This is a genomic window from Thiomonas sp. FB-6 (assembly GCF_000377645.1).
In the GTDB taxonomy this organism is placed as follows: Bacteria; Pseudomonadota; Gammaproteobacteria; order Burkholderiales; family Burkholderiaceae_C; genus Thiomonas_A.
In genome coordinates this window covers 1-14,191 of sequence record NZ_KB898494.1, presented here as the reverse complement: position 1 = coordinate 14,191, position 14,191 = coordinate 1, and the positions used below count along the sequence as shown (strand labels likewise).

Sequence of the window (14,191 nt, the reverse complement as noted above, 5' to 3'; positions counted from 1 at the left end):
GCAGCCGCCACGCGCGGCCACCCAGCCATGAGCCCCCAAGCCTCCCCTTCCCCCGCCCCCGCCGAGGCCACCGCGGCCGACATCGACCGCGCCTGCCGCGCCGCGGCCGCGGCGGCCGCCGACTTCCGAGCGCGTCCCGCGCAGGCCCGCGCCGAATTGCTGGAACGCATGGCCCTCGAACTCGAGGCCGAGGCCGCCGGCTTCGCGCGGACCGTACCGCGCGAGACCTCGCTGCCCGAAGCCCGCGCACGCGGGGAACTGGCGCGTACCACGGGGCAGCTGCGTCTGTTCGCCGAGGTCGTGCGCGCCGGCGACCACCTCGGCGTGCGCATCGACCACGCCGACCCGCGGCGCAGCCCGCCGCGGCCGGACCTGCGCCAGTACCGCGTGCCCCTGGGCCCGGTGGCGGTGTTCGGCGCCAGCAACTTCCCGCTGGCCTTCTCGGTGGCCGGCGGCGACACCGCCTCGGCGCTGGCCGCGGGCTGCCCGGTGGTGGTCAAGGCGCACCCTGGGCACCCGGCCACCTCGGATCTGGCCGCCGGCGCGCTGCGCCGGGCCGTGCAGGCCAGCGGCATGCCCGAGGGCGTGTTCTCCATGGTGCACGGCGCCGGCCACGACGTCGGCCGCATGCTGGTGGAGCACCCCTTGATCACCGCCGTGGCCTTCACCGGCTCCTTCGCCGGGGGCAGCGCGCTGGCGCGCGCCGCGCAGGCGCGTGCCGAGCCCATTCCCGTGTACGCGGAAATGGGCAGCGTGAACCCGATGTTCCTGCTGCCCGGCGCGCTGGCGCGCGACCCGGCGGCGCTGGCGCGCGCCTACCTGGGCTCGCTCAGCCTGGGTGCCGGCCAGTTCTGCACCAACCCCGGGCTGGTGTTCGCGCAGCGCGGCGAGGCGCTGGAGAGCTTCTGCGCGGCGCTGGCCGAGGCCGCGCGCCAGCAAGGCGCGCAAGCCATGCTGGGCGTCGGCATCCTCGCCGGCTACCGCGCCGGCACCCGCCGCGTGGCCGAAGGGCGTGGCGTGCGCCTGGCGGCCGCGGGCGAGGACGCCGGCGAGCGCGTCGCGCCGCATGTGTTCCGAGTCGGCGCCGAGGACTTCCTGGCGCAGCCGAAGCTGGCCGAGGAGGTGTTCGGACCCACGGGGCTGATCGTCGAACTCGACGACGCCGCGCGCATGCCCGAGGTGGCGCGCTCGCTGGCCGGGCAGCTCACCGCCACGGTGCACGGCGAGAGCGCCGAACTGGCCGCCCACGCGGCGCTGATCGCCGCGCTGGAAGGCCGCGTCGGACGCCTGCTGTTCAACGCCTTTCCCACCGGGGTCGAGGTATGCCATGCCATGGTGCACGGCGGCCCCTGGCCGGCCACCACGGCGCCCGCCAGCACCTCGGTGGGCACGCTGGCCATCGAACGCTTCCTGCGCCCCGTGTGCTACCAGGACTGCCCCGACCCGCTTCTGCCCGAGGCGCTGCGCGAGGCCAACCCGCTGGGCCTGCGCCGCCTGGTCGACGGCCGCTGGCAGGCGCCCGCGGCGCGCTGAAGTCCCTTCCAATCGCCATACCAGGAGACACCATGAGCCAACAGACTCCCGCCGGCGCCCTGCGCGCCCCCGTCGAGGCCGAGCGCCTGGCCGCCTACCCCAGCCTGCGCGCACGCAGCGTGTTCGTCACCGGCGGCGGCAGCGGCATCGGCGCCGGGATCGTCGCCGCCTTCGCCGAGCAGGGCGCGCGGGTGGGCTTCGTCGACATCGACGCGAAGTCCAGCGAAGCGCTGTGCGCACACCTGCAGGCGGCCGGCCTGCCACGCCCCTGGTGGGAACGCTGCGACGTGCGCGACATCGCCGCGCTGCAGGGCGCCATCGCGCGCGCCGCGGCGCAGCTGGGCGACTTCGCGGTGCTGGTCAACAACGTGGCCAGCGACGACCGCCACGCGCTCGAGGAGGTGACGCCCGCGTACTACGACGAGCGCATCGCCATCAACCAGCGCCCGGCCCTGTTCGCCATCCAGTCGGTGGTTCCCGGCATGCGCCGCCTGGGCTTCGGCAGCGTCATCAACCTGGGTTCCACCGGCTGGCAGGCCAAGGGCAGCGGCTACCCCTGCTATGCGGTGGCCAAGTCCTCGGTGGACGGGCTCACCCGCGGCCTGGCACGCGAGCTGGGGCGCGAGCGCATCCGCATCAACACCGTCTCGCCCGGATGGGTGATGACCGAGCGCCAGATGCGCCTGTGGCTGGACGCCAACGGCGAGCAGGAGATCCAGCGCATGCAATGCCTGCCCGACAAGATGCTGCCGCAGGACATCGCCCGCATGGTGCTGTTCCTGGCCTCGGACGACGCGCTGATGTGCACCGCCCAGGAGTTCAAGGTCGACGCCGGCTGGACCTGAGCGCGCCGCGGCTCCAGCCCCTTCCCGCACGCAGGCACCCGCGCCCGCACGCGTGCCGCGAACCCTCCCCGGAGACTTCCCGATGACCCCCTCCCGCGCCGCGCGCTACCGCGGCATCTTCCCGGTGGTGCCCACCACCTTCCACGCCGACGGCAGCCTCGACCTGCAGAGCCAGCTGCGCTGCGTGGATTTCATGATCGACGCGGGCTCGGACGGCCTGTGCCTGCTGGCCAACTTCTCCGAGCAGTTCGCGCTGTCGGACGCCGAGCGCGACCAGCTGCAGCGCGCCATCCTCGAACACGTGGCCGGACGCGTGCCGGTGATCGTGACCATCAGCCACTACGCCACGCCCATCGTGCGCGCGCGCGCCGTGCAGGCGCAGGCCCTGGGCGCGGCGATGGTGATGATGATGCCCCCGTACCACGGGGCCACCTTCCGCGTGGGCGAAGCCGGCATCCACGAGCATTTCGCGCGGGTCGCCGAGGCCATCCGCATCCCGATCATGGTGCAGGACGCGCCCGCCAGCGGAACCCCGCTGAGCGCCGCCTTCCTGGCGCGCATGGCGCGCGAGATCGAGCCCCTGGCCTACTTCAAGATCGAGACCCCGGGCGCGGCCTCCAAGCTGCGCGAACTCATCGAGCTCGGCGGCGAGGCCATCGAGGGGCCCTGGGACGGCGAGGAGGCCATCACCCTGCTGCCCGACCTGGAGGCCGGCGCCACGGGCTCGATGACGGGAGGCGCCTACCCCGACGGCATCCGCCCGATCCTGGAACACTGGGCCGCCGGCCGGCGCGACCAGGCCTGGGAGCACTACCAGCGCTGGCTGCCGCTGATCAACTACGAGAACCGCCAGGCCGGGCTGCTCGCCGCCAAGGCGCTGATGCACGCCGGCGGCGTGATCGCCTGCCCCGCGGGGCGCCACCCGCTGCCCCCCCTGCACCCGCAGACCCTGCGCGGCCTGCTGGATACCGCCAGGCGCCTGGATCCGCTGGTGCTGCGCTGGGGGCGTTCCTGAGGGGCGTTCCTGAGGGGCGCTGCGGGCAGGGGCAGCAAGGCGCGAGCTCAACGCCGGGCGATGAACTCCAGCAGTTCCGGCAGGGGCATCGGCTCGCCCAGCAGCAGCCCCTGCGCGAAATCGCAGCCCCCTTGCGCCAGCAGCTCGCGCTGAGCTTCGGTCTCCACGCCCTCGGCCGTCACCCGCAGGCCCAGGGTGTGCGCCATGGCGATCAGCGCATCGACGATGACATGCCCGTTCGGCTCGGACGACAGGGCGCAGACCAGCGAGGAATCGATCTTGATGTGGCTGACCAGGCGGTCGCGAAGATGCGAGAACGCGGAGTGGCCGCTGCCGAAATCGTCCAGGCCGATATCGATCCCCGCCGCGCGCAGCGCGTGCAGGCCCCGCAGCACCGCGGAACCTCCATCCTGCAGGGTCTCCTCGGTGACCTCCACAGCGAGCAGCCCCGGCGACAGTCCGGCGCCGCGCAATGCCGACAGCCAGGCCTCGCAGGCGCCGCCGGCGAGTTGCCTGGGAGAGAGGTTGATCGCCACCTGGAGCGGTCGCCCGGGGCGTGCGCTCGAAGCCTCGCGCATCGCCCGCAGCGCCTGCTCGATGAACCATTCGGAGAGGGCCTCGAGCACCCCGACCTCGGCGGCGATGGGAAGGAATTCGGCCGGGCTCACGGCCCCCAGGCCGGGATGGCTCCAGCGCAACAGGGCTTCGGCCTTGTCCACGCGGCCGCTGCCCAGCTCGACGATGGGCTGGTAATGCACGCCGAGTTGCCCCAGTTCCAGCGCGCGGCGAAGCGCCTCGCCGACGGCACGGCGGCGTGCCACCTGCTCCTGCATCTCCCGCGAGAAACGCCGGTACCCCGCGCGGCCCGCCGCCTTGGCCGCATACATGGCCAGATCCGCGAACCGGATCAGGGTCTCGACGTCCTGCGCGTCCTGCGGAGCCAGCGCGATGCCCACGCTGGCGGACAGGCGCACTTCCTGGCCCTCGAGCACGAAGGGCCGCGACAGCACCTCCACCACCTTGGCGGCGACCTGCTCCGCCTGTTCCTCGGTCTCCAGGTCGTCGAGCAGGATGAGGAATTCGTCGCCGCCCTGGCGTCCGACCAGGTCGGACGCGCGCAGCGCGCCGCGCAGGCGCCCCGCGGCATCCACCAGCAGTTCGTCGCCCGCCGCATGGCCCAGCGTGTCGTTGACCTCCTTGAAGCGGTCGAGGTCGATGAACAGCAGGGCCAGACCCTTGTCGCGGCTGCGCCCGGCCAGCTCCACCGCCGCCGCCAGGCGTTCGCGCAGCCGGCGCATGTTGGGCAGCCCTGTCAGCGCGTCATGGTGGGCCTGCTCCCAGACCCTGCGCTCGAGTTCCTTGCGCTCGGTAATGTCCAGGATCACCCCCAGCAGCCCGCCCAGGCTGCCGTCGGCCTTGTCGAAGGTGGCCTTGTAGAACACCACGTCACGGCGCTCGCCCTGCGCGTTCTCGACCACGGTTTCGTAGGTCTGCGTCCCGGGATGCCTGAACAGCCAATCGTCGGCCGCGTAGTACACGTCGGCGAGTTCCTTCGGCGCCACCTCGTAGACCGACTTGCCCACGATCTGCTCGCGCGGACGGCGCAGGAAGGCTTCGAAGGCGCGGTTGCAACCGAGGTAGATGCCGCGCTCGTCCTTGTAGAACAGCGGACCGGGGATGGTCTCGATCAGGGTCTCGGTCAGGCGCAACTGGTCCGCCAGCGCGCGCGCCGCGCGTTCCCGCGCGGAGATGTCGTGCAGGATGCCGATCACGGCCGGGCGGCCGCCGAGGCGGGTGGCGACTCCGAACACCTCGACCTCGAAAGTGCTGCCGTCGCGGTGCAAGGCCTTGAATCCGTAGTGGCTCGACGGCACCTCGCCGCGCGTACGCCGCTCGATCTCCTCGCCCACCCGCTCGCGGGATTCCTGCGCGGTCAGGTCCAGCGGCCCCATGCCGGCGCAGAGCTCCTGCTGGCTGTAGCCGAACAGGCCGGCCAGCCAGGGGTTGACGTAGACGAAACGTCCGTCCTGCCCCAGGTACATGCCCACCATCGCATTGCCCAGCAGGCCCCGCAGCAGGACCTCGGATTCCCTGAGCAGGTCCGCGAGCGGATCATCCAGCAGTTCGTTCATGCGCGAGAGCAGATGACTGGCATCGGAGCGGCGACCCGCCAGCATAGTGCAAGCAGGCCGCGGGGCCGCACACCGGCGCGACCTTCCGGCGCGCGGCGCCCCACGCCACGCTCAGCGTCTGCCAGGAGCCTGGTGTCGTGTCGCCTTGGCCTCGGCACGCTTTTGGAACGCCTCGATCACGTCGATATCCAGATGGGCTGTGATTCCTTCATCCGCTGCGATTCCTTCTGTGCCTCGGCCAGGAGCTGATCCCAGTCATCGGGCGGATGCCCACTTTCAAGCATCTTGCGAAACACCCGGTAAGCGTCGTCCCTGCTTTCGTAGGCGCGTTGGGTGTCCTGATCATGCACCCAGGCGTAGACGATCACCCTGCTCGGAGCGTGGTAGCGGAAGAACAGTCGGTACTGCTGGAAGAACCTGGCCCGGAACCAGTGCTTGTGATCGTCACCGAGCGCCCCACCCTGGCGGTACTCCGGTCGCGTCGGGTCTTGCGGGATGACATCGAACGCCAGTTTGGTGATCGCGGCCAGCCGTTTGCTGGCGTTCTTCTTGACGTACCCTGGCGGGTCCTGCCGCCTCAGGGTCTCGACCTGCCGCGCCAGCGCTTCAATCTGCGCCAGGAACAGTGCAGCCGCTCGGGATGGCGAGCGATGTCGGCGGCCAGGAAGCCGAGGAACTGAGCCAGCACCGGGTCCTCCCCGTCGGATGCTTCGGCGCGCGTCAGCACCACCTCTCCACTGGGGCGAATGGTGTAGTGGATCTTGTCGCGCTTGCCCAGCCCAGCTTGAGGGCACGACGCACGGTTTCCGGCACCGTGGTCTGGTAGCGATCAGTGAGTGTGGATTCGACTTCGAGGGTCGCGGCCATGGCGGTGTGCAGCGGAGCTGGGTTGACAGCCGCACGGCAATGCAATCGAATTACCCCGTCAATGCAATGGCATTGCCTGCAGATGCTGCGGATTGGCGTGAAACACCCCAATTCCGCGTTCGATTGACCGGCGGCCAACCGCACCCGCGTCGATGGAGCCGCCATCGATCAAGTCCACCCACGCCCTGGCGTCCAGGTCTGGGCGAACTCGCCATCCGTCGATCGTGCGGCGTCGTGTTCCTGTAATTGAAGCAGTCGACCACGGTCTTGGCGACGCTCGTCATGCGGACCGGGACCCCGTCGACCATGTGCTCCTCGATCCCTAGAGTCAGCGCATCGCCGGAAAACCGGACGATCCGCAACCGTGGATAGCTGGCCTTGGGCACCCGCGCTGACTTCGGAATCGCAAGCCATCGCTCGAACGGAGCCTGGGTGGCGAGACCATGAAACCGCAACGCAGACAGCAGGCAGACGATGCCCCTTGCGTGCATACGCGCCACCTCGGCGAGGAGTGCGTGCTCAGAGACCGAGCGGTCTGGCAACGCGTAGAGCCCCCGCGCGCACAAGTCGCGTCAGGACAGCCCGAGGCAGTCCCAATCTGACCCGATCAAGGGGCCGCACCAATCCACGTGATTTCGCGAGTCCCAGGATGGATTGCGCACCGGTTGACATGACAGCTTGATGTTCCATATTGCATGCCAATGTCAACCAAGGGAGACGTTATGGAACACACTGCCAGTCCAGGTCACGCAGTGCCTCCCGAGCTTACGCGCATCGGGGCGGCGCCGCGCGGGCTCCCGAGGGGAGACCCGCCAGTCGATCGCACAACCAGTCAAACCCCACGCGCTCCTGCTCCAGGCGCAGCCGGGGCTGGTGGCGATCGAATCTGAGGTCGTCATAGACCGCCGTCTCCTCTGGCGTGAGACGTGACAAGTCGTGGCGCGCAGGGTCGGGCTCCTCGCCCCAGTGCAGGCGGTGGGCAAGGAGCGTCTCCCGGTCCATGAGGAAGGACACCGCGTCGGGAAAGTAGCCCCGCAGCTCATCGAGGATGACAAACCCGTGGGTGTCGATGTCACCCCAGTAGAGCAGCTCGCATCGATGCAGCCACGCGGCGCGCGCCAGCGCCTCCCAACCGTAGCCAGCGCCGAAGACGACGATGGATCCCGCCACGGCCGGGAAGGCGAGGAAGTTGGTCTCGTTCTCGGTCATGAATACGCGCTCGACGGGTAGGGCCAGTGCCGCGAAGCTGGTGGCGTCCAGGGTGATGTCAGCCAGCCCACCGGGCAAGGCCTGGCAGCCCGGCAAGCTGGACAGTGCCGGGCCGAACAGCCGAAACCGGATCCTCACAGGCTTGTCCAGAAAGCCGAATCGGCGAGTGAACTGCGCGACGCCGGTCGCTCCAGTCTCGATGACCTCGGGCGGCAAACCCAAGTCCAGCAACTCGGCCAAAACCCCTCGGTGGGCCTCGATGAACTTACTGTCCACCCCAGGCACGTCGACCTGGCGAAGGTACACGCCCGGGCGAGGATGCGCTTGCATCCATGCCACGATGGACAGGAGTCGCGCCCAACGGTCGGCCAGGTCCAGCGCATGGATCGGCCGTCGGGACAGCCACGCCAGCAGCGCTGGCTGCGCGACTGCCGTCTGCTGCCACAAAGCCTCGAAGCGTTGCGCCTGACGAGCCTTGCCGATGAAGACCAAGGCCTCCTGCAGGGTGTCGAGCCAGACCGCTGCAGGAAGACGCTGCGTCCCTTGAATGCGGTGGTTCCACTCACGCCATTCGATCCGAACCTGCGGGGTCCCGGCGACGGCGCGCACCCAATCACGTACCGACTCGAAGCGATCGGACAAGTCCGCAGCGCTGGGCGCCTTCAAGCTCAGGCGCAGGGGCCACGCACTAGCGTCCGTGACCGTCGCACGCAGCAACTCGCCCCGGTCCCACAGGCGTTGGACCTGGGCTCGGAGGTCTGCCGGCGTGGTCCAGCTCATGGTGCCGCGTCGCCTTCCGCCGCGCCTGCGGCGGCCATCCTTTCGGCCCGCCCCGATACGGTCCCTGCTGCTTTGTGTGCCCGGTACTCCTCGATCGACAGACAGCGCAGCCGCGAGTCGCGCCCGCCCTCGTTGTGGACGAATCCCACGCTTGACACGAAGGGCTCGATGATGTGGATCTTCTGCAGCGGCGTGACGATCAACAATTGCAGGTTGAGCTGCTGGAACAGGCGCAACCCGTACTGCGCCGACTCGTCGGATCCGCGCCCGAAAGCTTCGTCGATGACGACGAAGCGAAACGACCGCGAACGAACAGCGCCCCACTCCAGCCCGAACTGGTAGGCCAGGCTCGCAGCCAGCACGGTGTAGGCCAGCTTCTCCTTCTGACCGCCTGACTTGCCGCCCGAGTCCGAGTAGTGCTCGTGCTCGGCCCCGTCGGCGCGCCAGCGCTCGCTGGCCGAGAACAAGAACCAGTTGCGCACGTCGGTGACCTTGACGGTCCAGCGCCGGTCGGCGTCCGACAGGCCCTCGCGGCCCCGGAAGCGGTCGATGATGGCCTTGACCTGCAGGAACTTGGCTTCCGAATACTGTTCGTCCACCGAGCCCGTCATCGCGCCCTCGGTGCACGCGCGCAGATCCTGCTGGAAGTCCCGGATCTCCGCATCCGGGCTGGGCAGCGCCACCAGCTTGACGTACCGGCCGGGGTTGTAGTCGATCGCTTGGAGCGACTGGTTGATGAAGTTGACGCGCTCCTTGATCGTCTCCCGCTCGCGAGCGAGCTGGGCGTTGAAGTTGGCGATCTCGTTGATGGTGTTGACGTTGAGCAGCTCTTTGAAACGCGCCTCGAATCGAGGCAGGTCATCGCCCTTGAGGCCCGCAAGCATCCGCTCGTACTCCGACAGCGCCGCCAGGCTCACGTCCATCTCGACGGTCTCGGCCTTGAACTCCTCCTTGAAGCCGCGCATGGCATTGACGATGCGTTCGGTCAGACGGGCCAGGCGCTTGTCCTCCGCGTCGATGCGTTCCTGCAGCCACTTGCGCACCTCCTGCTCGCGGTTGTCACAGGATTCAACCGTGAGTTGATGCTCGTCCAGCGCCTGCGAACGCCAGGCGTCCAGGCGCTCGATCTGCGCCTCGGTCAGCGGCGCATCGGCCCAAGCGGTGCGGGCCTGATCGCGCAGGGTTTGCGCCGCTTCCTGCTTGGTAGCTACCGCCGAGCGCTTGTCGCGCGCCGCGTCGCGCTGGCCTTCCACCTCCGTGAGCCGACCTTGCGCCGCGTTGAGCTGGCGACCCAGCGCTTGCAGCATGTCCGAGGCGGCTTCCAGCTTCGCACGTTCCTCGGTGAGCGCGGCCATCTGGCGAGCCAGGCTCATCCAGTCAATATCGGCGAAGCGCGTGAACTCTTCCAGCTTGCTGAGTGCATCCAGCCGGCCCCGCAGTTCGTTTCGCGCCTGCTGGATCTCGCCGATACGCTGCCCCAGCGTGGCAAGTCTTGCCTCCAGGCGCTCCAACTGGTCTCGCAGGGTCCTCAGCTTGTCGGCATTGCTCCAGCCGAGCACGTAGCGGCCGCGGTCGTCGATGCGGCTGCGGTCGTCCTTCTCGTGGCGCCCGCTCGGATCCTTGATCTGACCGGCGCGCGTGATGGCGCGGGCCTCGCGGCGAAACTGCTCCCCGGTGTCGCAGCAGGCAACGTCGAAGCGCTGGCGAAGTTCCTGCTCCAGCCACTCGTAGTGCGGCGAATCCGGCTTGATGACGAGCTTGCGCACCAGCGACTGCGGATGCAGCGCCGCGCCCTGCGCTGCCTTTCGTGGACGCACATGGAAGTACACCAGCCGAGCACCGAGATGCTGACGGTCCACCCAATCCGCCACGGCCCTGTAGTGCGCGTCCGGGACCAAGAGCGCGCGGCCGAAGCCGCGCAGCAGCCGCTCGGCGGCACCTTCCCAATCACGCCCGTCCTCACGCACCTGGATGAGCTCGCCCGCGAAAGGCAGTTCGTCCTCACCAATCGAGAGGGCCGCACAAAGCGCATCGCGGATGCGTATCTGGGTGGCGTCGATGTTGCTCTTGCGTTGCTGCAGACTGTCGATCTCGTCGGACAAGGCACTGCGCTCTTCACGGCCCTTGCGGAAAGCAAAGTCCTCCTCGCGCTCGCGGTTGTCCAAGTCGGCAATGCGCTCGCGCAAACCTTCCGCGCGCTGGGCAATGCTCTGCTGCTGGGCGAGAAAGCCGACTTCATCGGCCGGCGCCGCCTCATCGATGCGGGCCAGCAGCGCTTGGAAGCGGTCCGACTTCTTCTGGCGCTGTTCCTTGTCCTGCTCCAGACGGCGACTCTGCGCCGCCAGATCCTCCAGGCGATCGCCGCCGTTGTCCCGCAGGGCCCGCTCCAAACGGCCGACTTCAACGCGCTCGGTCTCACGCTGCGCATCCAGGCGCTCGACCTGCGCATCGAGCCGGGCAGTATCCTCCGCCAGCAAGCCGAGGCGGCGGTCCAGCAGCTCCCCCTTGAGCCGGGCGAAGTACGGCCGAAGCTGGTCGCGCGCATCCCGCCAGTTCTGGATCTCGGCCGTCAGCGCCAGGTGACGCTTGCCGTCCTCGACCAGGGGCGTCAGCAAGTCCACCTGCCGCTTGGCCTTGAGCACCGCCTGATGCGCACGGTCCAGGTCGTCGAAGTGGCGGATCAGGGCCTCGATGCGGCTGCCCACGTCGAAGGGCTCCAGCATGTGGCTGCGCACAAAGTCGGTGAGGTTGCCCACCGACTTCATCGAGACGGTCTGGTGGAAGAGCTCCAGGGCTTGCTCGTGCTCAATGCCGAAGCGACGGCGGAACCAGGCGCCGTAAGGCGGAAAGCTGTCGAGCAGCTCGCAGCCCGCGCCGCGCAGCTTCTTGCGCAGCGCAGTGATATCGCTGCCGAAGCCGCTGAAGTCGTCGGCGATGGCGAGTGCCCGCTCCGCGGCTACGAACAAGCGGGCAGGCTGGCCTTGCGGCTCCTTCAGCCAAAATACCTGGGCCAGCGTCACGGCCTGGTCGTAGCCCTCGTTGCGGAAGACACCGAGGATGACCGAGTAGCTCGACGCATCGCGCAGCGCCACAGGCCGGGCGCTGCCCGTGACCTCGTTGCGCTCGCTCTTGTAGTGGCCCAGCACGTAGGAGCGCAAGGAGCGCTCGCGTGAATCCGCCCCGGCCGCCTTGTTGTAGGCCACGCGATGCGCCGGCACGAGCAAGGTCGTGATGGCATCGACCAGCGTGGACTTGCCTGAACCGATGTCGCCCGTGAGCAGGCCGTTGCGACCGTCGAGCTCGTAGCGCCAGACACGCTTGTCGAAGGTGCCCCAGTTCAACACCTCCAGCCGCTGCAGCCGAAAGCCGACCCGGCTGTCGTCCGCCACGAAGTCCAGGCCCAATGTCGGCGAGTCCATCGGCGCCTCAAGCATCGCCCGCCTCCTTGCCAGCGCCACCCGACAGCGCCGAGCGGTAGACCTCCAACCGCGCATCGAACTCGGCCAGCCACTGTGCGTCCACGAAGGCCTTCAGGATGCGCCGCAGCTCGTAGTGCCCTCGGTCCTGCGCACTGCCGGCAGCGGGCTTGAGCCGGCGCAGAAAGCCCAGATCGACCACCTTGGCGATGGTCGCGTCCACATGGTCGATCAGCCGGGCCTCGTTCGTGCCATCGGGCAGAAACACTCGCATCAGCTCGGCGATTTCGTCACGGGAAAGCACCAGCCGCGTGTCGCCACCGCTGGCGTCGAACTCGGCCATGCGCTTGCGCAGAAGCGCCAGCATCAGACTCACCGGGTAGGAGAGCGGCCGTCGTGCAACGAGCCGAGGCAGGCGGAACGCGCCCTCGGACTCATCCGGGTCCGGGCGGCTCTTCAGGAAAGCGTGGCCCTCGGCCTCGTCCAGCACCAGGTCGAGTAGCAGCACGGCGGCCTGTTCCCTGACTCGTGCCTGTAGCCGCAGAAGGCTGGCCCACAAACGCTCGTCATCCTCGCGGTAATGCACACCCTTGAGCAGATGCACCATCAGCTGCGACAACTCAGGCACGGCTGGCAGCGAGCTGGGCGAGGTTTCGGGCGGATCGTTCTCGTGCAGCGCGTCGTTCATGTTCTTCTCTTCCCTGGCCCAGCGCCTTCAGCGGGTGAAGATCACGCGGGGCAAGCGAGCCTCGCGCATCACAGCATCACCCGCTGCGTTGCGGGCCTCCCAGCGGATCGAATCTTCCACGGCTTCATCGACGAGTGCGCGCAGTCCGTCGAGCGCGTTGCTGCCATCTCCCGCGTGGGCCAGCTCCAGATAAGCCACCAGCTCTGCCAGACCCTGGTGCAAGGGCTCGGCATCCAGCAACTCGCGCAGCGTGATCTGCGGCTGGCGGCGCAGTGCGCGTTGAACGGCCGACCGCAGGCGCGCCTTGTCCACCACGATCTGGTCGAACAAGCGCGCGGTGTCGATGTCGTCCTCGCCGGCCGCGATCGCCAGATCAGTCAGGCGTGGCTTGACGCGCGGCGCGAACAAGGGTCGTTCCAGCGGCAGTTCGATATCAGCGCCCATGGCGTCGATAGGCATCCACGTGCCGCTGGGCGTGGCATCGCGAATGCCGAGCGCCTTGCTCTCGATACCGTGCAGCAGGTCCAGGATGCGGCGGTTCTCCAGGAAGGCCCGGTCGTCCAGGAAGCGGCGCAGCTGCTGTGACAGCTGGGCCACGGTGCGCTGCGCGTGTTCGCCGGCTTCCAGCCAGTCGTGGTGCACGCGGCGCGTGCGCGGCTCGGGCTTCAGCGCCGCCACGGCGGGCAGCGCCAGCACCTGGTCCAGCCGCTCGGAGAGCTCCTCCTGACGCCGGCTGGACATGAGGAAGTCCCAGAAGGCGCGGAAGCTGCGGCCTTGGTCCGAGTCTCCGATGGCGTCGCGCTCGCCCATGATCTCGTCAAGTAGCGCGCCCTTGGCGCCTTCCCAAAGGGCGATCTTCTCGCGCACCTTTCGGTCGAGCAGGCGGAAGTTGTGTTCGACCTCGCGGAAATCGGCCAGCAGTTCGCGCGCCAGTTGCTGGAACTGCTGGAACCGGTCCTTGACCGCCGTGTCGTCCAGCAGCGGCACGTCGCCCGCCAGCACGCGGGCGATCTCGACGTCCAGCTCGTCGCGCTTCTTGCGCAGATCCGCGACCCGCTTGATCGGGTCGGCCTCGGTACCGGCGCTGATCTGCTCCAGCAGGGCGAACAGTGTCAGCAAGCGTGACTCGGTGCCGACGAACGGCCGCTCGGTCAGCGACAGCAACCAGGCGATGGCCTTCTCAGTGGCCGGCGTCAGGTCGAACTGCGCTTCATCCGTGCCCGGCTTGTAGAACTTGCGCAGCCAGCCCTTGTCCGGCGCGGCCCAGTCGGTCAGGTAGTCCCGTGCGCCCTTGGGGTACGCCTCCGGCCCCACCTGCTCGCGCAGAGCGAAAAGCTCGTCCTCCAACGCCTCCGCCAAATCGGCCTCGCTCATCACGCGGACGTTCGGCGCCACGAACACCCGGTGGAGGAAGCTCGCCACCAGCGGCGCGTGCGGCGAGGCCAGCAGGCGCCAGGCCGGGTGGCGGTCGCGCTGGGTGGCGAGGGTGGCGTGGTCCATGAACTTGCGCTAGACACACAGGCAGCTGGCAGTGGCGAAAACGAGGTTCATGCCGCGGCCGACCCCAACCGAAAGTGCGCCTCACGCGCAACAACCAGCTTCGTCTTGAGGGCCCCCAGGGCCGGGCTGCGCCCAGCCCGCCCCCCGTGGGGGTCAAGAAAACTTGGGGCGGCCCGGCGTTTTCTTGAGAGCGCCCCCAGGGCCGG

At 68.9% G+C, this 14,191-nt stretch carries 9 protein-coding genes and 1 pseudogene; 3 read left to right on the top strand and 7 right to left on the bottom strand.

Features of this window, described 5'->3' with window-relative positions; translation table 11 throughout:
• Positions 1 to 27: 27 nt before the first annotated feature.
• The 3 genes from D466_RS0114795 (at position 28) to D466_RS0114785 (ending at position 3,393) form a co-directional block, all read left to right on the top strand.
• Positions 28 to 1,533 carry an aldehyde dehydrogenase (NADP(+)) gene (locus D466_RS0114795; protein ID WP_018914488.1) on the top strand — a complete coding sequence of 502 codons (1,506 nt, stop codon included), beginning with the start codon at positions 28 to 30 and terminating at the stop codon, positions 1,531 to 1,533.
• Between the two features lie 32 nt (positions 1,534 to 1,565).
• Positions 1,566 to 2,378, top strand: a complete 813-nt coding sequence (locus D466_RS0114790) for an SDR family NAD(P)-dependent oxidoreductase (protein WP_018914487.1) — start codon at positions 1,566 to 1,568, stop codon at positions 2,376 to 2,378.
• A gap of 82 nt (positions 2,379 to 2,460) precedes the next feature.
• Positions 2,461 to 3,393 (top strand): dihydrodipicolinate synthase family protein, encoded by a 933-nt coding sequence (locus D466_RS0114785; RefSeq protein ID WP_018914486.1) that lies wholly within the window; start codon positions 2,461 to 2,463, stop codon positions 3,391 to 3,393.
• Between the two features lie 47 nt (positions 3,394 to 3,440).
• Here D466_RS0114785 and D466_RS0114780 read toward each other — a convergent pair whose 3' ends face one another.
• The 7 genes and pseudogenes from D466_RS0114780 to D466_RS0114750 all read right to left on the bottom strand — a co-directional run bounded on the left by D466_RS0114780 (position 3,441) and on the right by D466_RS0114750 (position 13,985).
• A complete protein-coding gene (locus D466_RS0114780; protein ID WP_026285319.1) occupies positions 3,441 to 5,525 on the bottom strand; it encodes a bifunctional diguanylate cyclase/phosphodiesterase in 2,085 nt (694 codons plus the stop codon).
• Positions 5,526 to 5,701: 176 nt separating this feature from the next.
• A complete protein-coding gene (locus tag D466_RS22920) occupies positions 5,702 to 6,151 on the bottom strand; it encodes a type II toxin-antitoxin system YhaV family toxin (RefSeq protein WP_051083769.1) in 450 nt (149 codons plus the stop codon).
• 2 nt (positions 6,152 to 6,153) lie between these two features.
• Positions 6,154 to 6,392: pseudogene (locus D466_RS24820) on the bottom strand (type II toxin-antitoxin system PrlF family antitoxin); the annotation flags it as partial.
• A gap of 765 nt (positions 6,393 to 7,157) precedes the next feature.
• Positions 7,158 to 8,381 carry a DUF3322 domain-containing protein gene (locus D466_RS0114765; protein ID WP_018914483.1) on the bottom strand — a complete coding sequence of 408 codons (1,224 nt, stop codon included), beginning with the start codon at positions 8,379 to 8,381 and terminating at the stop codon, positions 7,158 to 7,160.
• The gene (locus D466_RS21920) at positions 8,378 to 11,800 is read right to left on the bottom strand and encodes an ATP-binding protein (protein WP_018914482.1); all 3,423 of its coding nucleotides are present in this window, start codon (positions 11,798 to 11,800) and stop codon (positions 8,378 to 8,380) included. Before D466_RS21920 ends, D466_RS0114765 begins: the two co-directional genes overlap by 4 nt.
• A gap of 7 nt (positions 11,801 to 11,807) precedes the next feature.
• Entirely contained in the window at positions 11,808 to 12,485 is a 678-nt protein-coding gene (locus D466_RS0114755) for a DUF4194 domain-containing protein (protein ID WP_018914481.1), read from the bottom strand.
• A gap of 27 nt (positions 12,486 to 12,512) precedes the next feature.
• Complete coding sequence (locus D466_RS0114750; protein ID WP_018914480.1) at positions 12,513 to 13,985, bottom strand: DUF3375 domain-containing protein; 1,473 nt, start codon at positions 13,983 to 13,985, stop codon at positions 12,513 to 12,515.
• Positions 13,986 to 14,191 lie beyond the last annotated feature (206 nt).